The 26,204-nt window shown below is 64.5% G+C and carries 30 protein-coding genes; 22 read left to right on the forward strand and 8 right to left on the reverse strand.

The features are described from left to right. The first annotated feature begins 3 nt into the window (after positions 1-3). On the forward strand, positions 4-762 hold the full coding sequence (cobJ, locus tag AX724_RS06170; protein ID WP_066764447.1) for a precorrin-3B C(17)-methyltransferase: 759 nt from the start codon (positions 4-6) through the stop codon (positions 760-762). Here cobJ and AX724_RS06175 read toward each other — a convergent pair. Continuing rightward, a complete protein-coding gene (locus AX724_RS06175; RefSeq protein WP_066764449.1) occupies positions 729-1,490 on the reverse strand; it encodes a cobalt-precorrin-6A reductase in 762 nt (253 codons plus the stop codon). The two genes, cobJ and AX724_RS06175, sit on opposite strands and share 34 nt — an antisense overlap. Between AX724_RS06175 and AX724_RS06180 the strand changes: the two genes are divergently transcribed. From AX724_RS06180 to cobU, 16 genes are read left to right on the forward strand one after another with little or no spacing between them, the layout of a single operon-like run. Further along, complete coding sequence (locus AX724_RS06180) at positions 1,489-2,697, forward strand: bifunctional cobalt-precorrin-7 (C(5))-methyltransferase/cobalt-precorrin-6B (C(15))-methyltransferase (RefSeq protein ID WP_066764451.1); 1,209 nt, start codon at positions 1,489-1,491, stop codon at positions 2,695-2,697. The genes AX724_RS06175 and AX724_RS06180 overlap by 2 nt on opposite strands. Beyond that, on the forward strand, positions 2,694-3,074 hold the full coding sequence (locus AX724_RS06185) for a cobalamin biosynthesis protein (RefSeq protein ID WP_066764453.1): 381 nt from the start codon (positions 2,694-2,696) through the stop codon (positions 3,072-3,074). The genes AX724_RS06180 and AX724_RS06185 overlap by 4 nt, the downstream gene beginning before the upstream one ends. Beyond that, the gene (gene cobM / locus AX724_RS06190) at positions 3,071-3,856 is read left to right on the forward strand and encodes a precorrin-4 C(11)-methyltransferase (RefSeq protein ID WP_066764455.1); all 786 of its coding nucleotides are present in this window, start codon (positions 3,071-3,073) and stop codon (positions 3,854-3,856) included. Before AX724_RS06185 ends, cobM begins: the two co-directional genes overlap by 4 nt. Further along, positions 3,853-5,184 carry a cobyrinate a,c-diamide synthase gene (locus AX724_RS06195; protein ID WP_066764457.1) on the forward strand — a complete coding sequence of 444 codons (1,332 nt, stop codon included), beginning with the start codon at positions 3,853-3,855 and terminating at the stop codon, positions 5,182-5,184. Before cobM ends, AX724_RS06195 begins: the two co-directional genes overlap by 4 nt. Continuing rightward, positions 5,181-5,903 (forward strand): uroporphyrinogen-III C-methyltransferase, encoded by a 723-nt coding sequence (cobA, locus tag AX724_RS06200; RefSeq protein ID WP_066764459.1) that lies wholly within the window; start codon positions 5,181-5,183, stop codon positions 5,901-5,903. Before AX724_RS06195 ends, cobA begins: the two co-directional genes overlap by 4 nt. Next, complete coding sequence (cobF, locus tag AX724_RS06205; RefSeq protein ID WP_066764460.1) at positions 5,900-6,667, forward strand: precorrin-6A synthase (deacetylating); 768 nt, start codon at positions 5,900-5,902, stop codon at positions 6,665-6,667. Before cobA ends, cobF begins: the two co-directional genes overlap by 4 nt. After that, positions 6,654-7,292 (forward strand): cob(I)yrinic acid a,c-diamide adenosyltransferase, encoded by a 639-nt coding sequence (cobO, locus tag AX724_RS06210; RefSeq protein WP_066764461.1) that lies wholly within the window; start codon positions 6,654-6,656, stop codon positions 7,290-7,292. The genes cobF and cobO overlap by 14 nt, the downstream gene beginning before the upstream one ends. Continuing rightward, on the forward strand, positions 7,289-7,936 hold the full coding sequence (gene bluB, locus AX724_RS06215; protein ID WP_197421495.1) for a 5,6-dimethylbenzimidazole synthase: 648 nt from the start codon (positions 7,289-7,291) through the stop codon (positions 7,934-7,936). The genes cobO and bluB overlap by 4 nt, the downstream gene beginning before the upstream one ends. 25 nt (positions 7,937-7,961) lie before the next feature. Then, positions 7,962-8,390: a DUF1636 domain-containing protein gene (locus AX724_RS06220; protein ID WP_066764463.1), complete on the forward strand. Its 429-nt coding sequence runs from the start codon at positions 7,962-7,964 to the stop codon at positions 8,388-8,390. Beyond that, the gene (gene cobT / locus AX724_RS06225; protein ID WP_066764465.1) at positions 8,359-9,375 is read left to right on the forward strand and encodes a nicotinate-nucleotide--dimethylbenzimidazole phosphoribosyltransferase; all 1,017 of its coding nucleotides are present in this window, start codon (positions 8,359-8,361) and stop codon (positions 9,373-9,375) included. The genes AX724_RS06220 and cobT overlap by 32 nt, the downstream gene beginning before the upstream one ends. Beyond that, positions 9,372-9,941, forward strand: coding sequence for a histidine phosphatase family protein (locus AX724_RS06230; protein WP_066764467.1), 570 nt, complete (start codon positions 9,372-9,374; stop codon positions 9,939-9,941). Before cobT ends, AX724_RS06230 begins: the two co-directional genes overlap by 4 nt. Further along, positions 9,938-10,678, forward strand: a complete 741-nt coding sequence (locus AX724_RS06235) for an adenosylcobinamide-GDP ribazoletransferase (protein ID WP_066764469.1) — start codon at positions 9,938-9,940, stop codon at positions 10,676-10,678. Before AX724_RS06230 ends, AX724_RS06235 begins: the two co-directional genes overlap by 4 nt. Continuing rightward, complete coding sequence (gene cobD, locus AX724_RS06240; protein ID WP_066764471.1) at positions 10,675-11,658, forward strand: threonine-phosphate decarboxylase CobD; 984 nt, start codon at positions 10,675-10,677, stop codon at positions 11,656-11,658. Before AX724_RS06235 ends, cobD begins: the two co-directional genes overlap by 4 nt. After that, the gene (gene cbiB, locus AX724_RS06245) at positions 11,651-12,586 is read left to right on the forward strand and encodes an adenosylcobinamide-phosphate synthase CbiB (protein WP_066764503.1); all 936 of its coding nucleotides are present in this window, start codon (positions 11,651-11,653) and stop codon (positions 12,584-12,586) included. Before cobD ends, cbiB begins: the two co-directional genes overlap by 8 nt. After that, a complete protein-coding gene (locus tag AX724_RS06250; RefSeq protein WP_066764473.1) occupies positions 12,574-14,037 on the forward strand; it encodes a cobyric acid synthase in 1,464 nt (487 codons plus the stop codon). The genes cbiB and AX724_RS06250 overlap by 13 nt, the downstream gene beginning before the upstream one ends. Further along, positions 14,034-14,552, forward strand: a complete 519-nt coding sequence (gene cobU, locus AX724_RS06255) for a bifunctional adenosylcobinamide kinase/adenosylcobinamide-phosphate guanylyltransferase (RefSeq protein ID WP_197421494.1) — start codon at positions 14,034-14,036, stop codon at positions 14,550-14,552. Before AX724_RS06250 ends, cobU begins: the two co-directional genes overlap by 4 nt. A 300-nt stretch (positions 14,553-14,852) precedes the next feature. Here cobU and AX724_RS06260 read toward each other — a convergent pair whose 3' ends face one another. Next, complete coding sequence (locus tag AX724_RS06260; RefSeq protein ID WP_066764475.1) at positions 14,853-15,497, reverse strand: cation transporter; 645 nt, start codon at positions 15,495-15,497, stop codon at positions 14,853-14,855. A 15-nt stretch (positions 15,498-15,512) separates the two neighbouring features. Continuing rightward, the gene (locus AX724_RS06265) at positions 15,513-17,489 is read right to left on the reverse strand and encodes an FTR1 family protein (RefSeq protein ID WP_066764478.1); all 1,977 of its coding nucleotides are present in this window, start codon (positions 17,487-17,489) and stop codon (positions 15,513-15,515) included. Between the two features lie 75 nt (positions 17,490-17,564). Here AX724_RS06265 and AX724_RS06270 point away from each other — a divergent pair, with 75 nt between their 5' ends. Together AX724_RS06270 and AX724_RS06275 are read left to right on the forward strand one after the other, a co-directional pair. Next, on the forward strand, positions 17,565-17,981 hold the full coding sequence (locus AX724_RS06270; RefSeq protein ID WP_066764479.1) for a MerR family transcriptional regulator: 417 nt from the start codon (positions 17,565-17,567) through the stop codon (positions 17,979-17,981). Then, complete coding sequence (locus AX724_RS06275) at positions 17,974-19,146, forward strand: MFS transporter (protein WP_066764482.1); 1,173 nt, start codon at positions 17,974-17,976, stop codon at positions 19,144-19,146. The genes AX724_RS06270 and AX724_RS06275 overlap by 8 nt, the downstream gene beginning before the upstream one ends. Positions 19,147-19,244: 98 nt before the next feature. Here AX724_RS06275 and AX724_RS06280 read toward each other — a convergent pair whose 3' ends face one another. The 5 genes from AX724_RS06280 to AX724_RS06300 all read right to left on the reverse strand — a co-directional run bounded on the left by AX724_RS06280 (position 19,245) and on the right by AX724_RS06300 (position 23,457). Then, positions 19,245-20,291: a copper resistance protein B gene (locus AX724_RS06280; RefSeq protein ID WP_066764484.1), complete on the reverse strand. Its 1,047-nt coding sequence runs from the start codon at positions 20,289-20,291 to the stop codon at positions 19,245-19,247. Beyond that, complete coding sequence (locus AX724_RS06285; protein WP_066764486.1) at positions 20,288-22,084, reverse strand: copper resistance system multicopper oxidase; 1,797 nt, start codon at positions 22,082-22,084, stop codon at positions 20,288-20,290. Before AX724_RS06285 ends, AX724_RS06280 begins: the two co-directional genes overlap by 4 nt. 82 nt (positions 22,085-22,166) lie before the next feature. Then, the gene (locus AX724_RS06290; RefSeq protein ID WP_066764488.1) at positions 22,167-22,730 is read right to left on the reverse strand and encodes an RNA polymerase sigma factor; all 564 of its coding nucleotides are present in this window, start codon (positions 22,728-22,730) and stop codon (positions 22,167-22,169) included. Then, entirely contained in the window at positions 22,727-23,182 is a 456-nt protein-coding gene (locus AX724_RS06295) for a periplasmic heavy metal sensor (RefSeq protein WP_066764492.1), read from the reverse strand. The genes AX724_RS06290 and AX724_RS06295 overlap by 4 nt, the downstream gene beginning before the upstream one ends. Further along, complete coding sequence (locus tag AX724_RS06300; protein ID WP_231736521.1) at positions 23,179-23,457, reverse strand: hypothetical protein; 279 nt, start codon at positions 23,455-23,457, stop codon at positions 23,179-23,181. The genes AX724_RS06295 and AX724_RS06300 overlap by 4 nt, the downstream gene beginning before the upstream one ends. 137 nt (positions 23,458-23,594) lie before the next feature. Here AX724_RS06300 and copC point away from each other — a divergent pair, with 137 nt between their 5' ends. The 3 genes from copC to AX724_RS06315 form a co-directional block, all read left to right on the forward strand. Further along, a complete protein-coding gene (gene copC, locus AX724_RS06305; protein ID WP_066764497.1) occupies positions 23,595-23,978 on the forward strand; it encodes a copper homeostasis periplasmic binding protein CopC in 384 nt (127 codons plus the stop codon). 5 nt (positions 23,979-23,983) lie between these two features. Next, positions 23,984-24,916: a copper homeostasis membrane protein CopD gene (gene copD / locus AX724_RS06310; RefSeq protein ID WP_066764498.1), complete on the forward strand. Its 933-nt coding sequence runs from the start codon at positions 23,984-23,986 to the stop codon at positions 24,914-24,916. A 63-nt stretch (positions 24,917-24,979) separates the two neighbouring features. Continuing rightward, the coding region (locus tag AX724_RS06315; RefSeq protein ID WP_156448009.1) for an HAD-IC family P-type ATPase at positions 24,980-26,204 on the forward strand (1,225 nt) is incomplete at its 3' end.

Genomic DNA, 26,204 nt, shown 5'->3' on the forward strand with positions numbered 1-26,204 from the left:
GCCATGAGCGGCTGGCTGGCCATCGCCGGTCTGGGGCCGGGGGATGAGGCGCTGATTACGCCCGAAGTCACCGCTGCTCTGGCCGGGGCGAGCGATGTTATCGGCTATATTCCCTATGTCGCCCGCATCGCCCCCCGCGCGGGGCTGACGCTGCACCCGTCCGACAACCGGGTGGAGCTGGATCGCGCGGCCCATGCGCTGGAGCTGGCGGCGCAGGGCCGGCGCGTGGTGGTGGTGTCGTCTGGCGATCCGGGCGTGTTCGCGATGGCCGCTGCCGTGTTCGAGGCGCTGGAGGCTGGCCCGGCCCATTGGCGCAATCTCGACATTCGGGTGCTGCCCGGCATCACCGCCATGCTGGCCGCCAGCGCGCGGGCGGGGGCGCCGCTGGGGCATGACTTTTGCGCCATTAACCTGTCGGACAATCTCAAACCCTGGCCGCTGATCGAAAAGCGGCTGCGATTGGCGGCGGAAGCAGATTTCGCCATGGCCTTTTACAACCCGAGGTCGAAGGCCCGGCCCGAAGGGTTCAAGCGCGTGCTGGAACTGCTGCGCGAGGTGTGCGGCCCTGATCGCCCGATCCTGTTCGCCCGTGCGGTTTCGACGCCTGACGAGCAATTGCGGATCGTACCGCTGGCTGAGGCGCGCGCGGACATGGCCGATATGCGCACGATGGTGATCGTCGGATCAAGCATGACGCGGATCATCGATGGGCCCGCGCGCCCGATCCTTTACACCCCCCGGTCGGTCACGGTTTCAGCATGATGACCCAACCAGGAAAGCACATCTTGGGTATCATAAACCTCGGCCCGGTTGGGAATGGCGGGACGGTCAATCATCAGGATCGGCAAGCCCAGATTGCGCGCCGCGATCAGCTTGGCATTGGCGCCGCTGCCGCCCGCATTCTTGCAAACCACCAGATCGATGGCGTGGGTCTGCAACAATGCGCTGTCTCCAGCGGCAGTGAACGGCCCGCGATCAACGATCAGGGTGTGATGGGGCAAGCCCGGCGGCTGTTCCGGCGCGTCCACGAAACGCAGCAGATAGTGGTGCTGTGGCTGGGCGGCGAAGGCTTCCACATGCATTCGTCCCAACGCCAGCATGACGCGGCGGGCTGGCCCGGCCAGCGCGGCGACCGCGCCGTCGATGTCCGTAACGTGGGTCCAGCGGTCACCAGCGACCGGCTCCCACGCACGACGGGTCAACGCCACATGAGGCACCCCGGCCAGACGGGCCGCCTCCACCGCATGACGGCTCATCGTCGCGGCGAAGGGGTGGGTGGCATCGACCAGATGAGTCACGCGATGGTGGCGCAGATAATCGGCCAGCCCCGCAACTCCGCCGAACCCGCCAACCCGCACCGGAACCGGCTGAGCACGGGGGTTTGCGGTCCGTCCGGCATAGCTGAGCGTCGCCGCAATGCCGCGCTTCGCGAGCAATCGGGCAAGCGCGCTGGCCTCGGTTGTGCCGCCCAGCAGGAGGACATTGGGCATGGTTGAGTCCTCTCCTGAAGCGTGGTTGACGATCATCGGCATCGGTGAGGACGGGCCGGATGGCCTGTCCGCCGCTGGCCGCGCGGCGCTGGCGCAGGCTGAACTGGTCATGGGACCGGCCCGGCATCTTGCGCTGCTGCCCGCGATTAGCTGCCCGGTGATGGAATGGCCAGTGCCGTTTGCCGACGGTATTGCCCTTTTGATGCAACATCGCGGACGGCGCGTGGTGATGCTGGCGTCGGGCGATCCGTTCTGGTTCGGCGCGGGAACTAGCGTAACCCGCCACCTCGAACCGGGCGAATGGGTGGCGATCCCCGCGCCCTCCACGTTCACGCTGGCCACCGCGCGGTTGGGCTGGCCGCTTGAGGATGTGGCCTGCCTTGGCCTGCACGCTGCCCCGTTAGAGCGACTTAAGCCCCACTTGGCGCCGGGGCAGCGCGTGATTGCACTGTTGCGCGATGGCGAGGCGGTGACCGCGTTGGCGGACTGTCTGTCCGGGCAGGGGTTCGGCCCTTCGATGCTGCATGTGATGGAAGCATTGGGCGGCCCACGCGAACGGATGCGCGGCGTAACCGCCGAGGCGCTGTCCTTTACCGACATCGCCCATCCGGTTGCGGTCGGGATCGACTGTGCCGGGCACGGTGATGCCTTGCCGCTGACGGCGGGCCGACCGGACCACTGGTTTGCATCCGACGGGCAGATCACCAAGCGCCCGGTGCGTGCGCTGACGCTGTCGGCGCTGGCCCCGCGCGGCGGTGAATTGCTGTGGGATATTGGCGCAGGATCGGGATCGATCGGGATCGAATGGCTGCTGGCCCACCCGGCCAACCGGGCCTGTGCGATAGAAGCTGATCCGGTGCGCGCGGACCGTGCGCGAGCCAATGCAGTCGCGCTGGGCGTTGATCAACTGAAAGTGTTTATCGGACGCGCGCCGGATGCCTTGCCGGATGGTCCGGCACCCGATGCGGTGTTTATCGGCGGCGGATTGTCGGAAGCCTTGCTGGACACACTATGGGCAGGTTTGCCCGCCGGAACAAGGCTGGTGGCCAATGCGGTGACGCTGGAATCAGAAGCACTGCTGACGCGCTGGCATGGCCAAAAAGGCGGGAGTTTGCTGCGGATCGAACTGGCAGATGCCGCTCCACTGGGCAACCGTCACGGCTGGCGCGCCCGCTATCCCGTGGTGCAGTGGAGCGTGACGCTATGATTGTCGCAGGCTTCGGCTTTCGGTCGGGCGCGGCCTTGCCTTCGCTGCGCGCGGCGTTCGCGCTGGCAGGGCAGGGGCAACCGCCGGTGACGCATCTGGCCACAGCGCACGACAAGCTCGCGGTGCTGCTTCCGTTGGCCAAAGCGCTGGGCCTGCCGCTGATGGGCGTCGCTTCCGATGCATTGGCCGCCGTTTCCACCCCCACGCGCTCCATCGCCAGCCTGAATGCTCGTCACGTCGGCAGCGTGGCAGAGGCATCGGCACTGGCCGCCGCTGGCGCTGGCGCGTGCCTGTTGGCACCGCGCCGAATCTCTCCCGATCGCATGGCGACATGCGCCATTGCCGCCAGTGTCAACCTTCAGGAACCTACGACATGACCGTCCACTTCATCGGCGCCGGTCCCGGCGCGCCCGACCTGCTCACCTTGCGCGGACGCGATCTGATCGCGCGCAGCCCGGTGTGCCTTTACGCCGGGTCGCTGATCCCGGTCGCCGTGCTCGATCATTGCCCGCCGGACGCCCGGATCGTGAATACCGCGCCGCTGGAACTGGACCAGATCATGGCCGAGATCGCTGTTGCTCATGCCGCCGGGCACGATGTGGCGCGATTGCATTCGGGCGACCTGTCGGTGTGGTCGGCGATGGGCGAGCAATTGCGCCGCCTGCGCGCGCTGGACATTCCTTTTACCGTGACGCCCGGTGTCCCGGCGTTCGCCGCCGCCGCTGCTGCGCTGGAGGCAGAGCTGACGCTGCCCGCGCTGTCGCAATCGCTGGTGCTGACTCGCACGCCGGGCCGCGCCAGCACGATGCCACCCGCCGAAAGCCTGACCAATTTTGCCGTGACCGGCGCGACGCTGGCCATTCACCTGTCGGTCCACAATCTGGCGCAAGTGGTGGCCGACCTGACGCCAGCCTATGGCGCGGATTGCCCCGTCGCCGTGGTCTGGCGCGCCAGCTGGCCTGATCAACGGATCGTGCGCGCCACGCTCGACACGATCGAGCAGGCCGTGGCGGGAAGCATGGAGCGCACCGCCCTGATCCTGGTCGGGCGCGTGCTGGCGGCTGAGAATTTTGCCGAAAGCAGCCTTTATGCGCCCGGCTATGACCGCCGCTTCCGGCCCCAGGATGCCTCTTCGCGCTTCTCGGAGGCATCCGAATGAGCGTGCCGGGCTTGATCATTGCCGCCCCGGCATCGGGGACAGGCAAGACTACCGTGATGCTGGGCTTGCTTCGCGCGCTGAGCGAGGACGGACTGACGGTGCAGCCGTTCAAGAGCGGACCGGACTATATCGACCCGGCGTTTCACCGGGCGGCTTGCGGCAGGTCGTCGTTCAACCTCGACAGTTGGGCGATGGACGGCGAGCTGCTCGACGCTATCGCGGCCGAGGCGGCAGGGGCGGACATGGTGCTCGCCGAAGGGTCGATGGGGCTTTACGATGGCGTTGCCAGCAACGGTGCCTCAGGTAACGGCGCCAGCGCCGAAATGGCGCGCCGCATGGGCTGGCCCGTGGTGCTCGTGCTGGACGTTTCGGGGCAGGCACAGTCAGCAGCAGCCACTGCGCTGGGCTTCAAGAGCCTCGATCCGCATTTGCCGTTCGCGGGCGTGATCCTCAATCGTGTCGCCAGTCCGCGCCATGAACGACTGGTGCGCAAGGGGATGGAGGCGGTCGGGATACCTGTCCTGGGGGCGTTGCCCCGGCGCGGCGACCTGACCTTGCCTGAGCGCCATCTGGGGCTGGTGCAGGCTGTCGAGCATCCCGACCTGGACCGGGCGATCGCTGACTACGCCGCATTCTTGCGCGCCCATGCCGATCTCGACGCCATTCGCCGCGCGGCGAGGCGGATTCCGGTGCCAGCGGATCGGGTCGAGAGCCGCCTTCCGGTGCCCCCGGCACAGCGCATCGCCATCGCGCGCGACGCAGCCTTTTCCTTCATCTATCCGCACCTGGTGGAGGGCTGGCGACGGGCCGGGGCGGAAATCCTGCCGTTTTCTCCGCTGGCCAATGAAGCGCCAGCATCCCATGCCGACTGCGTCTGGCTGCCGGGCGGCTATCCCGAACTGCATGCCGGCAAGCTTGCGGCGGCGGGCACCTTCCTGTCCGGCCTGCGCAACCATGCCGAAACGCGCGCAGTCCATGGCGAATGTGGTGGCTACATGGTGCTTGGCGAGGCTCTGATTGACAAGGCGGGCGTCGCCCACCGCATGGCCGGTCTGCTGGGGCTGGTCACCAGCCATGCCGAGCGCAAGATGCATCTGGGCTATCGCCTTGCAGAATTGCTGTCTCCCATATCGGGCATTCCTGTTGGCACACGACTGTGCGGGCACGAGTTCCATTACTCCACCATTGTCGAACAGCGCGATGCCCCGCTGGCCCGGGTCACCGACGCCAATGGCGATGCGGTGGCCGAAACCGGATCGCGGCGGGGGCATGTGACCGGGACGTTCTTCCACATGATCGCACCCCTCAATAGCCGGGGTGCGGCATGAGCGGTTTCGTGTCGTTTGTCGGAGCGGGGCCGGGCGATCCTGACCTCCTGACGATAAAAGCCGCCGCACGTCTCGATACTGCCGATGCCATCCTTTTCGACGACCTGGCATCGCGGACGATCCTCGATCGCGCGCGCCGGGACGTGAAACTGGTCCCGGTCGGCAAACGGGCAGGACGCCCGTCGCCCTCGCAGGCCGAAGTCAACCGGCTGCTGGTGGAACATGCCCAGGCCGGCTTGCACGTGGTGCGGCTCAAATCGGGGGACGCCGGCATATTCGGACGACTGGAGGAAGAGATAGACGCGCTGCGCAAGGCCGGGATCGCCTTCGAAATCGTTCCTGGCGTCAGTGCGGCAAGCGCGGCGGCGGCAGCGATCGGCATTCCGCTCACCCGGCGTGAACAAGCACGACGGGTACAGTTTGTGACCGGCCACGGCGTCAATGGCCAGTTACCGGACGACCTCAACATGGCTGCGCTGGCCGATCCGCGCGCGACAACGGTTGTGTACATGGCGCGGCGAACCTTTCCCGCGCTGGTCGAACGGCTGCTGGAGAGCGGGATGGCGCCCGAAACGCCCGCCATCCTTGCCGAGAATGTCGGGCACCAGGATCAGCGCATCACCAAAAGCAATATCACAGGCCTGGCGCGCGTGCTGGCCGAGGGGGGGCCGTCTGCCCCGGCCATCGTCCTCTACGGCCCGCTGGCGGAAGAAGCATGATCGACCTCCATCTCATCGGTATCGGCACTGGCAATCCGGATCACCTTACCGCCGAGGCTGTTCGCGTGATGAACGAGGCCGATCTCATCCTGCTGCCGCGCAAGGGGAGCGCGAAATCCGATCTGGTCGATTTGCGCCGCACGATCTGTGCGCAGGTCCTGCACCGGCCCGTGCGGATCATCGAATTCGACATGCCGGTGCGGGACGCGAGCGTGCCATATATGCAGGCGGTCGACGAATGGCATGACGCCATCGCGGCGGCGTGGCGCGAACGGATTGCAACGCATTTGCCGAATGGCGGGAGCCTCGCCTTGCTGGTCTGGGGCGACCCCTCGCTTTATGACAGCAGCTTGCGGATCTCTGATCGGCTCAAGGCCGCCGGCGTCGAGACGACGGTTCATGTGGTCCCCGGAATTACCAGCATCCATGCACTGACCGCGGCCCATGCCATTCCCCTCAACCCGTTGGCGGGAAGCGTCACGATCACCACTGGCCGGATGCTGCGCAAGCACGGCTGGCCTGCGGGGGCGGACACGGTCGTGGTGATGCTCGACAGCGGCTGTGCCTTCGAGGCGATCGAGTCCGCCGGAATCGAAATTTGGTGGGGCGCCTATCTCGGCATGCCGCAACAAGCGCTCGAACGGGGGACTCTGACTCAGGCCGCGCCCGGCATCGCCGCGCGCCGCGCTGATCTTCGCGCGCGCCACGGCTGGATCATGGACGTTTATCTGATGCGAAAGGAACTGGCCGATGGAAGCCGATAACAATCAGGTCGCGCGAGAGGGTATTGCAGACGGAGACGCGCGCCATGCTGAAAAGATGCGCAAGAAGCAGACCGCGCAGGCCAAGATCATGGCCAATAAGACCCGCGAGAAGGGCCTGCTGATCGTCCACACCGGCAAGGGCAAGGGCAAGACCAGCGCGGCGCTGGGCATGGTGGTCCGCGCCATTGGCCACGGCATGAAAGTGGGCGTGGTCCAGTTCGTCAAAGGGGCGATGAAAACGGGTGAAAAGGCCGTGTTCGACGCCTTTCCCGACAATGTCGAATTCAAGCCGATGGGCGAAGGTTTTACGTGGGACACACAGGACCGCACCCGCGACATCGCAGCCGCCCGCGCCGGTTGGGACGAGGTCAAGCGCATGATCGCTGACCCCAGCTATCACATGGTGCTGGCCGACGAACTGAACATCGTGCTGCGGTATGACTATCTGCCGGTCGATGAAGTGGTAGCGGTGCTGACCGCGCGCGACGCGATGAAGCATGTTATCGTCACGGGCCGCAATGCCCCCGACGCGCTTATCGAGGTGGCCGACCTCGTCACCGAGATGACCATGGTCAAGCACCCCTTCCGTTCAGGTGTGAAGGCGCAGGCGGGGATTGAGTTCTGAGCGACGCCCCGCCTCTGTTCTACGCGGAATTTGCGGAGCAATTCACGCAATTGCTGCGCTGGCGGCGCGATGTGCGGCATTTCGACCGCCGCGCCGTTGGCGAAGCAGACATGTGTGCGCTGCTGGCCTGCGCCGCGATGGCGCCGTCGGTCGGCAATGCCCAGCCGTGGCGCTTTGTGCGCGTGCGGACGCCGGACATACGGGAGGCGCTGGCCGCGCATGCCGATGGGCAAAGCGCCCATGCGGCAGAGCGCTATGCCGGGCAGGCGCGGTACGATCACTACCTGTCGCTCAAGCTGCACGGCTTGCGTGAGGCGCCCGAACTGATCGCGGTGTTCTGTGACGAACAGCCCGAGGCGGGGCACGGCCTTGGCATTGCCACCATGCCCGAAATGTTGCGCTATTCGTGCGTGCTGGCGATCCACAATCTGTGGCTGGCGGCGCGGCTGCGCGGGCTTGGCCTTGGCTGGGTGTCGATCGTTGATCCACCGGCGGTCCATGCCCTGCTCGACGTTCCCGCCACCTGGTCGCTGATCGCTCTGCTGTGCATCGGTTACCCGGCAGACACGTCCGATACCCCCGAACTGGAACAGCGCGGCTGGCAGCAGCGTGAGCCGTGGGCCGACCGGGTGTTCGAACGATGATTTTCAATCAAAGGACCAGAAAACCATGCTGATACCCGTGGAGGACGGCCCCGCTATCGTGGCCTGCAACACCTGCCGCCACAGTGCCGATGCGCGTGAGGACGCCGCCGGAATGCGCGGCGGCGCGCAACTTGTTGCCGCGCTGCGCTCGGTTCAGCAGAGCGACTCGCGCTATGCCGGGGTCGCCGTGCAGGAAATGCCCTGCCTGTTTGCCTGCACCGATTTCTGCACCATCCACCTGCGCGCGCCGGGCAAGGTCGGCTACGTTTTGGGCCGGTTCACGCCGGACGAGGACGCCGCCACGGCCATTCTGGACTATGCCGTCCACTATGCTGCCAGTGAACATGGTCGGGTGCCGTTCAAGCAATGGCCGCAAGGCGTGAAGGGCCATTTCATCACCCGCACCCAGGCTTCGTCGCGGAATGAGCCGGTTTGCCACGCTGGTCGCATTTGAATCGGCCCTTGGGCGCTTGCCCATGGCCGATGCGGACGCTATCGCCGCGGCGCGTGCGCGGCAGGCCAGCCTGACCAAACCGGCCGGATCGCTGGGGCGGCTGGAAGACATCGCGGTGTTTATGGCCGGATGGCAGGGCACGGTGCAGCCGGTGATCGAACAGGGCCGCGCGGCGATCTTTGCCGGAAATCATGGTTTCGTCGTCCACGGGGTCAGCGCCTTTCCCGCCAGCGTGACCGCCGCGATGGTCGGCAATTTTGCGGCGGGGGGCGCGGCGATCAACGCACTGGCCGGGGCGGCCGGGTTGGATCTTAAGGTCATCGCGCTCGATCTCGACCGGCCCACGGCGGACTTCACCACGGCTGCGGCAATGGACGAGGCGGAGTGCCTTGCCGCATTGTCCGCCGGAGCAGCAGTGGTGGAGCCAGGGCTGCACCTGCTGGTCGTCGGCGAAATGGGCATTGGCAATTCGACCGCCGCCGCCGCGCTCTGCGCGCGCAGCTATGGCGGCGCGCCCGCTTTATGGGTCGGGCCGGGCACGGGGGTTGATGCGGGCGGAATCGCGCGCAAGGTGGCGGTGGTGGAACAGGCACTGGCCCTTCACGCCGATGCGCCGCACACCCCGTTTGAAATCCTGCGCCGGTTGGGCGGGCGCGAAATCGCAGCGATTGCCGGGGCCGTGCTGGAGGCGCGCCGCCTGCGTATTCCGGTGGTGCTGGACGGGTTCATCAGCTGCGCCGCGCTGGCGCCGCTTGCCGCCGCCGTTCCGGCGATCACTGATCATTGCCTGGCGGGCCATTGTTCGGCTGAACCGGGGCATATCCGCTTGTTCGGGCATCTGGGCCTTGATCCCCTGCTGTCGCTTGGCATGCGATTGGGCGAAGGCAGCGGTGCGGCGCTGGCGGTGTCGGTAATCCGGGCAGCGCTGGCCACGCACAATGGTATGGCGACATTTGCCGAGGCCGGGGTGGCAGACGGCCTGTGAGCAGCTTTCCACTTTACCTCCTGCGCCACGGCGAACCGGACGGCGCGGGGCGGCTGATCGGTCGCACCGATGCGCTGCCCACTGCCACAGGTATCGCGGCCTGCGTCGATCAGGCGCGCGATCTGGCGGCCGAAGTGCTGATGGCCTCCGACCTGTCCCGCGCGCGGTTGGCGGGCGAGGCCATCGGGCTGGCGACCGGCGTGCCGCTGTCAATCGATCCCCGCTGGCGCGAGCTGGACTTTGGCGCTTGGGACGGGATGGCACCGGGCGATGTCGAAGGCGCGGCGCTGGCGCGGTTCTGGGACGATCCCGATGGCCATACCCCGCCCGGCGGAGAACGCTTGTCCGCGCTGGTGGACCGTGTGTCCGCCGCGATTGGCGATCTGGCCGCGCGACCGACGCTGATCGTTACCCACGCTGGCGCGATGCGCGCCGCCCTGGCGGTGCTATGCGGGTTTGACATGCGCCAGTCATGGGCCGTTGACCTGCCCTATAATTGCCTGCTGACGTTGCGCGTCTGGCCCGGAGCAACCCCCACGGCACAGATCGCGGGGCTTTATCCGTGAGGGGCTTCATCATCGCCCTGCAATTCCTGACACGGCTGCCGATGCCAGCTCCACTGCGGACAATCGTCGTGGATGATGCCGCGTTTGCCCGGTCGATGCGCTGGTTTCCCGCTGCGGGTCTGGTGATTGGTGCAGCGGTTGCGGGCGCCGCATGGGCAGGCGCGCTGGTCGATCACTGGCTGGGCGCATTGGCCGCGCTGATCGTCTGGGTGGGCGTGACAGGCGCGCTGCATCTTGATGGTCTGTCCGACCTCGCCGATGCCTGCGGCGCGGCGCATAAGGACCGCGACAAGCTGCTGGCCGTCCTTGCCGATCCCCACGTCGGCAGTTTTGGCGTGGTCGCGATTGTGCTGCAACTGCTGAGCAAGTTGGTGCTGCTGGATATGCTGGTGGATGCACGGGCGTTTGGCGCGCTGGGACTGGTGCCGTTTGCCGCGCGTATCGGCCCGCTGGCGTGGACGTGGTGGCTGATGCCGCTGCATCAGGGGCTGGCGGCACGATTCCGTTCCGCCATCGGCCCGATCGATCTTGCAATCTGGGCCGCCGCGCTGGCTGCGGCGGCGTGGTTCACGCCGGCGCTGCTCATCACGCCATTACTCGTTCTGTGGTGGGGCTGGCACGTGCGCCGCGCGTTGGGCGGGATTTCCGGCGATGGCCATGGCGCAGGCATCGAACTGATCGAAACCGGCTTGCTGCTCAGCTTGACGATCACCGGCCTATGGATACTCACGGCATGAACAGCTTCAGTTTTCACGGCGGCAGATTGGCCGATGCCATGGCGCAGTTCGGCATGGCCAATGCGCCGTGGATCGACCTGTCCACCGGCATCAATCCGCATGGCTGGCCCGGCGCGGACAATCTGGCGGTGGACTGGCAGGCGCTGCCCGATGCAGGCGCGCTGAACGATCTGGAGGCCGCCGCCGCCGCCTGTTTCGGCGCGGACCCTGCCCATGTCTGCGCTGTTCCGGGCACGGAGATCGGCTTGCGCATGCTGGGCGATATCCTGTCCGGCGCTGCCATCCACGCCCAGCCCAGCTATCGCACCCATGGCGAAATGATTCCCCGCAGCCGCCCCGTAGCCCTGACCGAATTGGCGGGGACAGAGGAAGCGACCCTGATCCTTGCCAATCCCAATAACCCCGATGGCCGGATCATGCCGCCTGCCACCCTGATTGGGTGGCTGGAGGCGCGGCGCGACAGCGCAGCGTGGCTGGTCGTGGACGAAGCCTTTGCCGATGCGACCCCGCACAGCAGCCTTGCCGCCCATGTGCAGGACGAACAGCGGCTGATTATCTTCCGCTCATTCGGCAAGTTCTTCGGCCTGGCCGGGGTACGGCTCGGCTTTGTGTTGGGCCCGCGCGGGGTGATCGCGCAATATCGTCAGCGGCTGGGCAGTTGGCCGCTATCGGCGGCGGCGCTGGCCATCGGCCCAGCGGCCTATCGGGATGCGGACTGGATTGCCGCCATGCGGGTTGCCTTGCGCGAACAGGCGCACGCGCTGGACGCGGTGCTGGCACGGCGCGGCTTCAGCGCGGTGGGAGATTGCCCGCTGTTCCGGCTGATCGAAACGGCCGATGCCGCCGCGCTGTTCGAACGCCTTGCGCGCCATGCCATCCTGACGCGGCCGTTCGATTACGATCCACGCTGGCTGCGCCTGGGCCTGCCCGCCGACCGTGAGGCGCTGGATCGCCTCGATGCGGCGCTGGCTGATGATTGAGCCGGTCGCTTTGCTGGCCTTGGCGCTTGATGCAGCGGTGGGTTGGCCTCAGCCACTGTATCGCCGGATCGGCCATCCGGTGGGCATCTTTGCGCGGATTATCGCCGCGCTGGAACGGCGCTGGAATGTCCCCTCGCGTTCCGATGGACAGCGGCGCATGGCCGGGGTGGTCACCGTCCTGATCCTGCTGGGTGTGGCGGGCGGTGCTGGCTGGGTGCTGCAAAGTCTGCTCGTGGCTATCGTCGGGCCTTGGGCCTGGCCCCTGATCGCTGTGCTGGCCTGGCCGGGTCTGGCGCAGCGCAGCCTGTACGACCATGTCCGACCCGTAGCCGAGGCGCTGGAGCGGCAGGATCTGCCCGCCGCGCGCGCCGCAGTCGGCATGATCGTTGGCCGTGATACGGCGGCGCTTGATGAAGCGGGTGTTGCCCGCGCGGCGATCGAGAGTCTGGCGGAAAGTTTCTGCGACGGGGTGGTCGCGCCGTTGTTCTGGCTGCTGGTGCTGGGCTTGCCCGGTATCTGGGCCTATAAGGCGATCAACACTGCCGACAGCATGATTGGGCACCGCGAGGAGCGATGGCGCGCCTATGGCGGGGCTGCGGCCCGCACCGACGATGCGATGAACCTCGTGCCAGCGCGCCTGTCGGGATTGCTGATCTGCCTGTGCGGTGGGGGTGGCTGGCGGATATTGTGGCGCGATGCGTCCAAGCACGCCTCGCCCAATGCGGCAATGGCCGGGGTGTTGGGGCTGCGTCTGGCGGGGCCTATCGCCTATGACGGGATTCTTTCGGACAAGCTCTGGATTGGGGAGGGAGACCGTCCAGCTGGGCCACAGGATATTCGGCGCGGGTTGGGCATCTACGCACGTGCCTGTCTGTGTCTGTGGTTGATGGCGGCCGGAATTGCAGGAGGTATGGCGTGGGCGCTATAATGCTTCAGGGCACCGGCTCTGATGTGGGCAAATCCGTGCTGGTGGCGGGGCTGTGCCGCGCCTTGGTGCAGCGGGGTTTGCGGGTCTTGCCGTTCAAGCCGCAGAACATGTCGAACAATGCGGCTGTCACCAGCGACGGCGGCGAGATCGGGCGGGCGCAGGCCTTGCAGGCGATAGCGTGCGAGGTTGAACCGCATACCGACATGAACCCGGTGCTGCTGAAACCGCAGGCCGACCGCACATCGCAACTGATCGTGCATGGCCGGGTGCGGGGCACATTGGGCGCGGGCAATTTCCGGCAGGCACGGGGCGCGTTGCTGGGCGACGTTCTGGCCAGCTATGACCGGCTTCGCCGGGCGTGCGACATCGTCGTGGTCGAGGGTGCCGGCTCTCCTGCGGAAATCAACCTTCGCGCCGGCGACATCGCCAACATGGGATTTGCGCGAGCGGCTGGTGTTCCGGTCGTCCTGGTCGGCGATATCGATCGCGGCGGAGTCATTGCCGCCATCGTCGGCACGAAGACGATTATCCACCCAGCCGACGCGGCGATGATCCAGGGTTTCATCATCAACAAGTTCCGGGGCGATCCCGCCTTGTTCGCCGATGGCTACGCCCAAATCGAAAGCCTGTCAGGCTGGCGCGGCTTCGGCATTGTCCCATGGTTGAGCGCAACAGCGCGGCTCCCCAGCGAAGATGCCGTGGTACTGGAGCGCGGCAAGGCGCGTGCGGGGGGCAGCAAGTTGATCGCCTGTCCGATCCTGCCGCGCATATCCAATTTTGATGACCTCGATCCGCTGAAACTCGAAGAGGCGCTTGAACTGCGCATGGTCCCGCCCGGCCAGCCGATCCCGGCAGAGGCTGCGCTGATCATCCTGCCTGGATCGAAGGCAACCATTGCTGATTTGGCCGCTCTGCGCGCAGAAGGCTGGGACATCGATATTCTCGGACATTACCGGCGTGGCGGGCTGATCCTGGGGCTTTGTGGTGGTTACCAGATGCTCGGCAACAGCATCGCCGATCCTGATGGACTGGAAGGCCCGGCCAGCGTCGCCCGCGGCCTCGGCCTGCTGGATGTCGAAACAACCTTGCACGCAGACAAGGCGCTGCGCCCGGTCAGCGGGATGGCAATGGGCGCGCCTTTTCAGGGGTATGAAATGCACATGGGGCGAACCGGCGGACCGGATACGGAGCGGCCTTTCGCCGTGTTCGCTGATGGCCGACGCGAGGGCGCGATAAATGCGGGCGGAACGGTGTTTGGTTCCTATGTCCACGGCCTGCTGGCCGATGCGGAGCTGCGCCGGGCACTGTTGTCGCGCATAGACGTAGAAGCCGGAGGCGTGGACTATGGCGCCTCTGTCGAGGCGGCACTGGACGATATCGCAACCGCGCTGGAGGAGCATCTCGATATTGACGCGCTGGTGGCGCTTTCCATGGCGGGAGGCAGAGCGTGAGCGGGGCTATCGGTCACTTGCTGGTGCTGGGCGGGGCGCGTTCGGGGAAGAGCCGCTTTGCCCAAGGCCGGGCCGAAATCCTGACAGGTGAACTGGTCTATCTGGCGACCGCTCAGGCCTTCGATGACGAGATGCGCGAGCGGATCGCGCTGCACCGCGTTGATCGCGGTCCGCGCTGGTCAACCGTCGAGGCCCCGCTGGAACTGGCGGAGGCGATCACGTCATATAGTACGCCCGAAACGGTGGTGCTGGTCGATTGCCTGACGCTGTGGGCTTCCAACCTGCTGCTGGCGGAACGCGATACGGCTGCCGCCACGGAAGGGCTGGTGCATGCGGTTTTAAGCGCGCGGGGGCCGGTCATTCTGGTCGCCAACGAAGTGGGTCTGGGCATTGTACCCGACAACGCCCTTGCTAGAAGATTTCGCGATGTTGCGGGCAAGATCAATCAGGAGGTGGCTAGAGCGGTTGATTCCGCGATCTTCATCGCGGCGGGTTTGCCGATCAGCTTGAAATAGGTGGTTCAGCCAATGCAGAAAAACTCGGAGATGGCTCGGAAAATCGGGATAGGGGTGCCTGGACGCCATCGTCGGGTTCGAGCGCGCACTCGCCCCCGGTTCGGTTTGGATCTGGATCACGGTATAGCCGACACTGAAGCTTTCCTTGAGGTTGCGTGCAGTTGCTCTGACTACCAGTAGATTTGCGCGTGAGCCATCTGAACCAGAAATGCAATCAACCGACGATTCACGCCGCGGCGTCTAGGATAGAAGGATCCTCCCTGCAATGTAGCCTCAGACAGCACGATTCCCGACGCACCTTCAGCCGCGCACGGCTTCGGGCACATTTCGATCTTTCAACTCTTGCAGCGATTGCCGAACGATCTGCCAGCCCCCACTGATCCCGAGCGTCGCCATGATGAAAGCGACGATCAGATCGGGTAGCCCGCTGCCTGACCAAAGCACCGCAAGTCCGGCGCCGATAACCAGCAGGTTATTGATCGCGTCGTTTCGCGAACAGATCCATACCGAGCGCATATTCGCATCGCCTGTCCTGTAGCGGTAGAGCATCAGCGCAACCGAAGCGTTGACCAGCAGGGCAAGAGAGCCGACCGCGCCCATCGCAATTGGATCTGGCGTTGCTCCGTGGACCAGACCCCAAAGAGCTGAGCCGAGCACACCAATTCCGAAGATCAGGATGGTGCCCCCTTTGATCAGGGCCGTTCGCGCCCGCCATTGCAGCGCCAGGCCCGCAACGCCGAGGCTGATTGCATAGTTGGCGGCATCGCCGAGAAAATCGAGGGCGTCGGCTTGGAGCGAGCGCGAATGGGCGAGCAGGCCCACCACGATCTCAAGCGCGAACATCGCCGCATTCAGGACCAGCGCGATCCACAAAATCTTGCGCCAGCGCGGATCGTTGAGCGTGGTCTTGCTTCCGCATGCGCTGGCGCAGCAATCGTCAGCCATGATTTGCTCTCCAAGTCATGCAGCACCCGACCGTCTGGCAAGCCGCTCGTTGTACCAGCCACCCAACACGACGATCGCAACCGTCAAAAGCTGCGCGCCCACGGATTCCCACGTCGGGAACAAGCCCAGCACCGGTATGCGCGGGATTTGGGCAAGCGGCGCGATGTCGATCATCCCGGCCTCCTGCAACGCGGCCACACCCTTGCCCGCCAGCACGATCGCGAGGACGGCAATGAGGGCGGAGCTATATTTGAAGAACTCGCTTACCGGCAGCTTGGCGCTGAACCGCAGCATCACCCACGCTATGATCCCGAGCAAGGAAATGGCGGTGACTGCACCAGTAAGAATGACTGCACCGCTCCCTCGCGCAGTGAGGGCCGCATAAAACAGGATCGTCTCGAATACCTCGCGGTAAACGACAATGAAGGCGAGGCCGAACAGAAACCATGCCGAGCTGCGCGACAAGGCCTTGCCCAGCGTCTCATCGATATAACGCTGCCATTCGCCTGCCTGAGATTTGCCGTGCATCCAGATACCCACCGATACCAGGACGATGGCCGCGAACAAGGAGCCGAAGCCCTCGGTCAGCTCGCGGCTCGCGCCGCTGATGCCGATGAAGAAGGTAGCGATCGCCCAGGTGACGCCGCCGGCAATGAGGGCCGCTACCCAGCCGCTATGGACATGGCGGACCATTTCCCCGCGATCCGCCTTTCGCAAGAAAGCGATCATCGCAACGACGATCAGCAATGCCTCCAGTCCTTCGCGCAGCAGGATGGTGAAGGCACCGATAAATGTGGATGCTGTGCTGGCGGCGTCAGGCGACAGCACCTCTTCGGCATCACTGAACAGTGTATCGAGAACAGCGACCTGATCCTTGACTGCGGCAACAGGCTCGCCGCGACCGATCATCGCGCGCAGATTGCCCATCTCGGCTTCGATCCGGCCCATCAGTGTCGCATCGCGGGCCGCAAGGGCGGGTTCCACAGGTTCAAATCCATCGAGATAGGCCGAAAGTGCCAGTTTCTTGGCCGCTTCCCGGTCGCCCGCCTCATAGGCCCTAACGCTCGCCTGTAATTTCTCATGCGCGACCGTCAATGATCCGGCCCTCACCGCTGTCACCGCTTCTGGATGCGCACGCAAGTAGGCCAATACCGCGTCAGCTTTGTCCTGCCCGATTTGCTGCCCAAGCGTTGCAGGGGTCAATCCGGCGAGAGCCGCAAGGCTTGGAACGCGGCTACGCAAGGCAGGATCAGATTTCCAAAGCTGCTCGCCTTTTTCGCTCTCTCCGAAAGCAAAACGGCCAGCATAGAAGGCGAGCGCCCAGCGATCTTGCGACGGAAGTTCGGAAAAGCTGCGCATCGCTGTCCCGTCGAGGCCCTGACCAATCACCTGATAGAGGGCAAATGGGCTGCGCTCGCGGGCGCGGTCTGCATTGCGGAAAGCAACGGGTGCTGGGTTCAGTTTGGCAGCATCGGGGCCATGGCCATCGCCATTCAGGCCGTGGCAACTCGCGCAATTGTCGGCGTAGAGCGCCGCGCCACGCTCAAGATCGGGCGTTTTGGTCGGTGCGAGCGGCACGGGATATGCAGTCAGCAAATGGCTGCCAAGCGCCCGCGCGGCTTTCGCTACATCATCGGGCGCTGCTTTCCGGGCAACCATTGCCCGGAACGCCCTGACCTCGGCGATCAGGCTGGCGCGATTGGTTGTAACCGGAAGGGCCGCAATCTTGGCTTCAACCGTCACCGAAAACTCGGTCATCTCCGCATATTCGGATGCGCTCTTGACCTGACCAGCGGCAACCGCACCCCGGTAATCGACCGCCACATAGTCGAGCAACCGCCACGCGGTTTGCACATCGTCATCGCTTGCCTTGGCGTAGGCAGGTTGCGTCAGGCCAAGCGCTATCGTCAGGAAAGCCAAGAGGATCGGCAGTAAGCCTCGCGCGGCAATCACGCGATTTAGCCCGGATTTACTTGATTCGGCGAGGTTCATGGACTTCCGATACAACCTCCAGTAACTGTAGGAGCAAGCGATTTTTGCGAATCAATCGCAACATGGAGATCGAGGGTGACAGAGGCGCCACATCTAGCAATCGGCGACCTGGCCCGGCTGACGGGAACCAAGGTAAATACGATCCGCTTCTATGAAGAGAGCGGGTTGTTGCCCCAGGCCGAACGCAGCGCTTCGGGGCGGCGTATCTATCGCGATGCAGATACACAGCGGTTGGCATTCATTCGTCGCAGCCGGACTCTTGGCTTTCCGCTGGATGCAGTACGCGAGTTGCTCACGCTTGCCGACGACGTCGATCAATCCTGCGAAGCAGTCGACCGTATCGCCCGTGTCCACCTGGCTGAGATCGACCGAAAGATCGCTGACCTGACGGCCCTGCGCGCTGAACTTGCGCGCGTAATCGGTTCATGCAGCCACGGGACGGTAGCCGACTGCAAGATCATCGAAACCCTGGCGCCGCGCCCACGTGGATAAGGTTCCCCGCACAGTCTGGGCGCTCGGCCTTGTCAGCCTGTTCATGGACCTGTCGTCCGAGATCATTCACGCATTGTTGCCGCTGTTCCTCACGACCACACTCGGTGTGAGCGTCGTCATGGTCGGACTGATAGATGGAATTGCCGAAGCGACCGCCTCCATTAGCAAGGTGTTCTCGGGCTATATCTCGGATCGGATGGGCCGACGAAAGCCGCTGATCCTTTTGGGCTATGGGCTGGGCGCGCTCTCCAAACCGCTTTTTGCCCTTGCCGGGTCGGCTGCAGTGGTTCTCGCCTCACGTTTCGCGGACAGGATCGGCAAGGGTCTGCGGGGCGCCCCGCGTGATGCGCTGGTTGCCGACGTCACGCCTGAAGCCATTCACGGGCGGGCCTTCGGCCTGCGCCAGTCGCTCGACACTGTCGGAGCCTTCGCTGGTCCGCTTCTCGCCATCGGGCTGATGGCAGCATTGAGCGATGATATTCGGCTTGTCTTCTGGATCGCGGTGGTACCCGCCATACTTGCCGTCCTGCTTGTGATTTTCGGAGTTGAGGACCGGTGCGGTCATGAACAGGCTATGCCGAACCGGCCACCAATCACGCTCGTCGACTTGAGGCTACTCGAGAGCCCGTTCTGGCGAGTGACTGCGCTTGGATCTGTGTTCACACTTGCCCGGTTCAGCGAAGCATTCCTAATACTCAAGGCGTCAGCTGAAGGACTTCCCCTGACATTTGCACCAGCAGTCCTCGTCGTCATGAACATCGTTTACGCTGCTGGTGCCTATCCGGCCGGCATTGCTTCGGACCGGCTTTCGGCTCGCACTTTGCTGGGATGGGGGCTTGCTTGCCTGATCCTCGCCGATCTGCTCCTTGCCCTTGTACCGGGATTGCTGGGCGCTTTCATCGGCATCGCGCTCTGGGGTCTGCATATGGCGCTGACCCAAGGCTTGATGGCAAAGCTCGTGGCCGAGCGTGCGCCTCCGGAATTGAGAGGCTCGGCGTTCGGCCTGTTCAATCTGGCAACGGGTATTGCCATGCTCGTCGCAAGTGTCCTGGCCGGGTTGCTATGGAATCAATTCGGGATGAGCGTGACTTTTGCTACCGGTGCGGCGTTCGCGGCAGCAGCGCTTTCCATGCTCTTGCTTGGAAAAAGAACTCCAAAGCGCTGAACCGCGGCGACTTGCAGGCGCGCGTCCGCACGCCGATCACGAGAGCCAGCCACAGTGTGTCCTGCTCGCGAGCAGGTAGAGGCGCTGGTTACGGCCTCTCAGAACCAGAACCGGATGCCCGCCACTAAATTGACGACATCGGGATCTTCGCCGACTGCCCTCGCAAACCGGGCGCTATTGCCGGTCTTTTTCACCCATTCGACACCAACATAGGGCGCGAATTCCTTACGGATTTCATAGCGCAACCGGGCACCCAGCTCTAAGTCCGAAAGCCCCGAGCCCATGCCGATTGCGGGAATATCCTGTGCGGAGAAATTGAACTCGACCCGGGGCTGGAGAATGAGCCGCTGGGTAATGCGCTCATCGTAGCTGCCTTCCAATCGCGCCCGGACATCACCCTTGTTGGACAGGAACACCTGTCCTGTCACATGGAACCAATAGGGCGCGATGCCTTCAACGCCGATGACGGCATAAGTCCGCGAGGGATTGGGGACAATGTCATGGCGCACGCCGACCTGCGCATTCCAGAACGGCGAGATTGCCCGCGAATAGAGCGCCTGGACCTCGAAGTCTTCGATCGGCTTGCCAAAGGTGCCTTCGCCTTCGGTCTTGATCAGCAGGCGATCGATGTCGCCGCCGAACCACGCCTCGCCCTCCCAGCGATAGCCATCGCCGCCCTTGCGCGCCTGATATTCGGCAAGGTCGAACAGCACCATCGAGCCTGTGAATGCGCCATTCTCTCGGCGCAACGCTTCGCGCGATCGGGCCATCTCGGCCGGATCGAACACCGCGTCGGCAGCATGATCGGCTGGCGGGGCCGGGGCCGGAGCGGTGCCGATTTCCGTTCCATGAGCGGGCATGTCTGCCATTCCGGCCATGTCATGACCCGAATGATCCATCGCCTCTACACTGGAGGGTTTGGAGGTCGTATCATGCGCCGCGTCCGGATCGGCCTTGTTAGGCGCTGGTGCAGGCGCCTCAGGCGTTGAATGTCCGGCGTGCGCATCAGCTGGCGCCTTGGGCGGAGCGGAGTCTGACGGTTGCGGAACGCCCTTCATGTCCATGCCCGGCATGGAAGACTGTGCCGCGGCGATACCGGGCACAGTCAGCAGCGCAGCGGCAGTGCTGAGCAGGATCGTTCTCATGCCGCGTCCTCCTCATGGCGCACGGTCACGACGCGAAACATGCCGGACATCATATGGAGCAGCATGTGGCAATGGAACGCCCAGTCGCCGAGCCCGTCCGCAGTCAAGTCGAACGAGACCTTGCCACCGGGCAGCACGTTGACCGTGTGCTTCATCGGGTGATGGCCTGGATTGCCAGTCACAAGCTCGAAGAAATGCCCGTGGAGGTGGATCGGGTGCGGCATCATCGTGTCGTTGATGAGGTTGACGCGCACCCGTTCCATATGCCGGAAGGGGATCGGTTCAGTATTCTCGCTGAACTTTTCGCCGTCGAAGGACCACATGTAGCGCTCCATGTTGGCGGTAAGATGCAGGTCGATCTCGCGCGATGGCGTGCGGGTGTCGGCATTGGGGGCCAGCGACCTAAGGTCGTGGTAGGTCAGGACGCGGTGATCGACTTTTTCGAGGCCTGTAGGGCGCTCGCCGGTCCGGTCCATCGGCATCGGCGACAGGGTCGCGACCCCCGGACCGAGCTTGACCTGCGGCGCGACCGAAGGATCTCGCATGTTCATGGAACCGCCACTCATGTCCATTCCGGACATGTCGCCACTGCCCGACATATCCATGCCCGGCATCGGGTCAGCGGCGGGTGCTGCCGCGCCGTGTCCTGAATGGCCACCGCCGGACATGTCCACCTCGCCCATGCCCATGTCCTTCATGGTGAGCAGCGGGCGTTCGCGAATGACAGGGATCGGCGCGACCATGCCGAGGCGCGGTGCCAGAGTCGCGCGGACCTGGCCTGAACGGTCGATCGCCTCGGCAATGAAGCCATAGGCCATGTCCGCCGAAGGCTGGACGATCACGTCGTAGGTCTCGGCGATGCCGATCTGGAACTCGTCGGTCTCGACGGGCTGCACGTTCTGCCCGTCGGCGGCGACCACCGTCATCGGCAGGCCCGGTATCCGCACGTTGAAGTTGGTCATCGCCGAAGCATTGATGATCCGCAGGCGCACGCGTTCACCCGGCGTGAACAGACCGGTCCAGTTGGCCGTGCAGTCGTGGCCATTGACCAGGTAGTGATAGGTCGAGCCCGTGACATCCGAGATGTCGGTCGGGTCCATCCGCATCTTCGCCCACATGCGCCGTTCGGAAGCGGATTGCTCCTTGCCTGCCAGCAGGTCGGACAGGGTCTGCTTCTGCATGTTGAAATAACCGCCCTGCGCCTTCAGCTTGCGCAGCAACTCATGTGGATGGGTGAAGCTCCAGTCAGCGAGCAGGATCACATGCTCACGATCATAGCGGGCGGGATCGGGGCCGGCCGGATCGATGACGATGGCGCCATACATGCCCATGGCTTCCTGCATGCCCGAATGGCTGTGATACCAGTAGGTGCCGGACTGGCGCACCGGGAACTCGTAAGTGAAGGCCTGTCCCGCCTTGATTCCCGGGAAGCTCACCCCCGCAACGCCGTCCATCTGGAACGGAACCAGCAGGCCGTGCCAGTGGATCGAGCTTTCCTCAGCCAGCGTATTGGTCACCGCAAGGCGAACCCTCTGGCCTTCCTTCAGCCGGATGACGGGGCCGGGGGTAGCGCCGTTGATCCCGACGGCATGGCCTTCACGGCCGCCGATGCCGATCATCGCGTGGCCGATCGAAAGGGCGATGTCCTCTCCCGAAATTGTCGCCATTGGTCCGGCGAGACCGGGTGTTCCGCTGCGCGCCCATGCGGGCAGAGCCGACGAGAGGGCGAAACCACCACAACCCCATGCGGCGGAACGGATCAGGGTGCGACGATCGAACGGGATTGCAGGCATGGGTAATCCGGATGAGATTGTGAAACTGTCACAAGCCCATACGCAGCACCGCGTCCGGCCCCTCAAAATTTTCCTGACGACATTATTCGCCGAGCAACGCCTTTAATTTCGTGCGGGCTCGATAGAGCCTGGTCTCGACCGTCTTCTCGCTGACGGAGAGCACTTGTGCGGTCTCGGTCTGGCTCAGCCCATCCACAGTTCGCAACACGAGCGCCTCGCGCAAACGCGCGGGCAGCCGAGAAATGGCGGCGGTCACCCGAGCCAGTTCTGCCTTGTCCGCAGCTTGAACATCGGCGGGAACAGCATCGTCGGAGATATTGAACGAGTCATCCAGTGGCGCAGCGCGTGTAAAGAAGGACCGCACCCTGCGCCGCCGAACCCAGTCGCGGCATTTGTTGAGCGCAATTCTCTTGAGCCAGACTGCGAAGGGCCGCTCCCGATCGTAGCGCCCCAGAGCTGCAAAGGCCGCGATGAAGGTGTCCTGCGTAATGTCGAGCGCCTCGTGCGGATCGCCGGTTGTCGCACGGACCAGACGAAATACTGATTCCCGGTGTCGCGCCAGCAGCTCGCGATAGGCATCCTGCCTGCCGCCAAGCGCCAGCACCGCGAGTTCCGCATCGCTGCCATCGGACAGCGGCAGACTCACTGCGCTTCGGGAGCCGGAACTTCAGGCGAAAGGGCCTTGACCACGGTACTGTCGAACTTCGCCGCCTGAGCGGGTTTGAGGACGGCACGCATGGCAAAGAGATGCTGAAGCGTCTCCTTCTGCATCTCGCCCATGACTTGATGGGTGTGATCGATCGCCGCGGTGACTTCCGGTCCATAGCCATGCTCGGCCTGCATCGCGGCGGCGAGATGGGCGTTTGCCGCCCGCATCTCGAGTTCAAGCGCCCTGCGGCGAACCGCGAACCGCTGCTCGATGGCCTCGATCTTCGCTGCCTGGGTGGCATCAAGGCTCAACTCCTTGTGCAGGAGCGCATGAAGTTCGGTCTCGCTCTGCCGTTGCGGCGCAAAGATGGCCCGACCCGCATAAGTGCCGCCCAAAGCCGCCAGAAAGGCGACAAGTGCGATCAGCGCCAGACGCTTGCCCCAGCTCACGGATGAACCGCCAGCAGGGTCGATGGTGCCAGCGGGTTGTTGGGCACGAAGGGCGACATCGGCTGCGCGACGGCAGGCTCTCCGCCGACTAGCCCGCCACCGGCCACCCCGAGGACCAATGCAAGCGCAGCGGCAAACCCTAGCAGGCGAGGGGCAGCTACTGCTTCCCGGCGGCTCTGCGCAAGGCCGACGAACACGGCATCGTCGATCGCGGCCAGCTTGGACGGAACCGGCAATGCGCCAAGGCGGTGAAGCGCCTGATCAAGGTCGGGCACGGACAATCTCCTCATGTCTTCACTTCCTATACGCGGACGGGCGCCTCATCCCTCAAAGAAATTCCTGCAACAAATTTCGAGGGGCCAGGATTTGCGCTGCGTATTGCCTTACGACACGCAGCCCAAGGAGATTGTAGATGCGCCTGCCAAGTCTTGCCCTCGCCGCCGCGGCACTGGGGCTTGCTGCCCCGCAGATCGCTGCCGCTCATACCCAACTCGTTTCATCGAGCCCCGCCGCCAATGCCACAGTCGCCGCTCCGACCAGGATCGAACTTCGCTTCAACGAAGCCGTCATCGGCGCCACAGCACGCGCCGAGATCGCGATGACCGGCATGCCAGGCATGGCCAGCCACGCGCCGATGCCAATCACCGGCTTCACCGCGCAAATGGGCAAGGACCGCAAGTCGATGACACTGCAGCTACGACGCGGGCTCACAGTCGGCACCTACCGCGTGACGTGGGCGGCAGCGGGCGCGGACACGCACCGCATGAGTGGCAACTTCACCTTCACCGTGCGCTAGCCATCATGGAAAACCTGCCCGTCATCGTCATCCGGTTCGCGCTTTATGCCGTCCTGATGGTGCTGGCGGGCCTGACTGCCTTCACGCTCTACGCCTTGAACCGCAAAGAGCGCAGCCTCGGCTTGCTGCCCTTGGCACGTCCCGCACTCGCTCTAACTCTTGCAGGTCTTGTTCTGACCGGACTTGGAATGCTTGCACTTGTCGCATCAATGACGGGTTCGAGCCTCCTGTCCGTCGATCGCGAAACGATGCGTGAGATCGTCAGCGGGACCGCAATCGGCACGGCATGGATCGTCCGGATGACAGCGATGATGGCTGCCGTGGCCGCAGCAATTGCGCTTCGCCGCTGGCCAACGGCCGCACACTTTGTCTTGCTGGCTACAACTGCGGTTGCCATCGCCACTCTCGTCTGGACCGGGCATGCCGGTGCAACCGAAGGCTGGATCGGGACGGTCCATCGCCTCAGTGACATCGTCCATATGCTCGCGGCTTCGGCCTGGATTGGCGGAATCGCTGCCTTCGCGTGGATGCTGTTTCGGCCCGAAACGGCCCGATCGAATATGCATCTGACCGTAGTGCACCGCGCGCTCGATCGATTTTCGCGGGTTGGCGCGCTCGTCGTCGGCCTGATCTTGGCCACCGGGATCATCAATTGCCTCGCAGTTGTGGGCTTCCCGCATTTCACGGGGTTGCCCCTTACCCCTTATGGCAAGCTGCTGATCATCAAACTGCTGCTGTTTACCGCAATGCTGGCGCTGGCCGCGCTCAATCGCTGGCGGTTGACCCCTGCGCTCGGTGCCACGATCGGCAATGGTGATCCTGCGCCGACGCTCAGCGGTCTCAAACGAAGTCTGCTGGCAGAGGGCACGGCAGTAGTGACGATCCTCGCATTGGTCGCATGGCTTGGCACTCTCGACCCGCTCGAAGCGGCAAGTTGAAAGGGTCTTGACCCTGACATGATGTCAGGGTCGATTAAGCTCGCGACTGAAGGAGCACAATCTATGGCCGAGTCGCATCATAATCACAGCTGCTGCGCCCATTCCGGGCCTGCGACACCGGGAATGGCAATCGATCCTGTCTGCGGGATGAGCGTCGATCCGGCGATTACCGAGCATGTCACGGTCCACGACGGCACGCATCACTACTTCTGCAGCGCCGGTTGCCTGGCCATGTTCAATGCCGATCCGGCTCGATATTTGAGCGATGCGCCTCGCCGAGCCAAGCTTGCACCTGAAGGCGCGATCTGGACCTGCCCGATGCATCCCGAGATCCAGCGGCCGGGTCCGGGCAGTTGTCCGATCTGCGGCATGGCGCTGGAGCCGATGACCCCCACGCTCGGCGAAGGTCCGTCTGCCGAATTTGCCGACATGAAGCAGCGCTTCGTCATCGGCCTCATTTTGACGCTGCCCGTTGTGGTGCTTGAAATGGGCGGTCATCTGTTGGGGCTCGACCGATTTATCGACCCTCGGTTGTCGAACTGGCTGCAAATGGCGCTGGCGACGCCTGTGGTTCTCTGGGCCGGCTGGCCATTCTTCGAGCGTGGCTGGGCCTCGTTAAAAAGCCGTCATCTCAATATGTTCACTCTCATCGCCATGGGGACCGGCGTTGCCTGGGCCTACAGCATGGTGGCCGCACTATCGCCCGGCGTCTTCCCGAAGGCGTTTCAGACCGCACATGGCGCTGTCCCAACCTATTTCGAGGCTGCAGCGGTGATTACCGTGCTGGTGCTGCTCGGCCAATTGCTCGAACTGCGCGCACGCGAAACCACCAGCGGCGCGATCCGCGTTCTGCTCGACCTCTCGCCCAAGCTCGCCCGCCGCGTTCGTTCCGACGGATCCGACGAGGAAATCGCTCTCGACCAGGTGCTGGTTGGCGATACCCTGCGCGTCCGTCCCGGCGAGAAGGTGCCGGTCGATGGCCAAGTTCTCGATGGGCGCGGCACGGTCGATGAATCGATGGTGACCGGCGAGTCCATGCCGGTGACCAAAGAGGCGGGCGCGAAGCTGATCGGCGGAACCATCAACCAGACCGGCGGGCTTGTGATGCGCGCCGAGAAGATCGGGCGCGACACCATGCTGGCGCGCATCGTCCAGATGGTCGCCGATGCGCAGCGCAGCCGCGCGCCGATCCAGCGCCTTGCCGACACGGTTTCGGGATGGTTCGTGCCGACGGTGATCGCGGTCGCGGCGATCGCCTTTGTTGCCTGGTCGCTGGTCGGCCCGTCCC

The organism is Sphingobium sp. CCH11-B1 (assembly GCF_001556865.1).
In the GTDB taxonomy this organism is placed as follows: domain Bacteria; phylum Pseudomonadota; class Alphaproteobacteria; order Sphingomonadales; family Sphingomonadaceae; genus Sphingobium.

What these genes read in the sequence shown, in the direction of transcription:
- cobJ (WP_066764447.1), top strand. Translation starts at nt 4, where the DNA reads ATGAGCGGCTGGCTGGCCATCGCCGGTCTGGGGCCGGGGGATGAGGCG.
- AX724_RS06180 (WP_066764451.1), top strand. Translation starts at nt 1,489, where the DNA reads ATGGTTGAGTCCTCTCCTGAAGCGTGGTTGACGATCATCGGCATCGGT.
- AX724_RS06175 (WP_066764449.1), bottom strand. Translation starts at nt 1,490, where the DNA reads ATGCCCAATGTCCTCCTGCTGGGCGGCACAACCGAGGCCAGCGCGCTT.
- AX724_RS06185 (WP_066764453.1), top strand. Translation starts at nt 2,694, where the DNA reads ATGATTGTCGCAGGCTTCGGCTTTCGGTCGGGCGCGGCCTTGCCTTCG.
- cobM (WP_066764455.1), top strand. Translation starts at nt 3,071, where the DNA reads ATGACCGTCCACTTCATCGGCGCCGGTCCCGGCGCGCCCGACCTGCTC.
- AX724_RS06195 (WP_066764457.1), top strand. Translation starts at nt 3,853, where the DNA reads ATGAGCGTGCCGGGCTTGATCATTGCCGCCCCGGCATCGGGGACAGGC.
- cobA (WP_066764459.1), top strand. Translation starts at nt 5,181, where the DNA reads ATGAGCGGTTTCGTGTCGTTTGTCGGAGCGGGGCCGGGCGATCCTGAC.
- cobF (WP_066764460.1), top strand. Translation starts at nt 5,900, where the DNA reads ATGATCGACCTCCATCTCATCGGTATCGGCACTGGCAATCCGGATCAC.
- cobO (WP_066764461.1), top strand. Translation starts at nt 6,654, where the DNA reads ATGGAAGCCGATAACAATCAGGTCGCGCGAGAGGGTATTGCAGACGGA.
- AX724_RS06220 (WP_066764463.1), top strand. Translation starts at nt 7,962, where the DNA reads ATGCTGATACCCGTGGAGGACGGCCCCGCTATCGTGGCCTGCAACACC.
- cobT (WP_066764465.1), top strand. Translation starts at nt 8,359, where the DNA reads ATGAGCCGGTTTGCCACGCTGGTCGCATTTGAATCGGCCCTTGGGCGC.
- cobD (WP_066764471.1), top strand. Translation starts at nt 10,675, where the DNA reads ATGAACAGCTTCAGTTTTCACGGCGGCAGATTGGCCGATGCCATGGCG.
- cbiB (WP_066764503.1), top strand. Translation starts at nt 11,651, where the DNA reads ATGATTGAGCCGGTCGCTTTGCTGGCCTTGGCGCTTGATGCAGCGGTG.
- AX724_RS06260 (WP_066764475.1), bottom strand. Translation starts at nt 15,497, where the DNA reads ATGGCTGACGATTGCTGCGCCAGCGCATGCGGAAGCAAGACCACGCTC.
- AX724_RS06265 (WP_066764478.1), bottom strand. Translation starts at nt 17,489, where the DNA reads ATGAACCTCGCCGAATCAAGTAAATCCGGGCTAAATCGCGTGATTGCC.
- AX724_RS06280 (WP_066764484.1), bottom strand. Translation starts at nt 20,291, where the DNA reads ATGAGAACGATCCTGCTCAGCACTGCCGCTGCGCTGCTGACTGTGCCC.
- AX724_RS06285 (WP_066764486.1), bottom strand. Translation starts at nt 22,084, where the DNA reads ATGCCTGCAATCCCGTTCGATCGTCGCACCCTGATCCGTTCCGCCGCA.
- copC (WP_066764497.1), top strand. Translation starts at nt 23,595, where the DNA reads ATGCGCCTGCCAAGTCTTGCCCTCGCCGCCGCGGCACTGGGGCTTGCT.
- copD (WP_066764498.1), top strand. Translation starts at nt 23,984, where the DNA reads ATGGAAAACCTGCCCGTCATCGTCATCCGGTTCGCGCTTTATGCCGTC.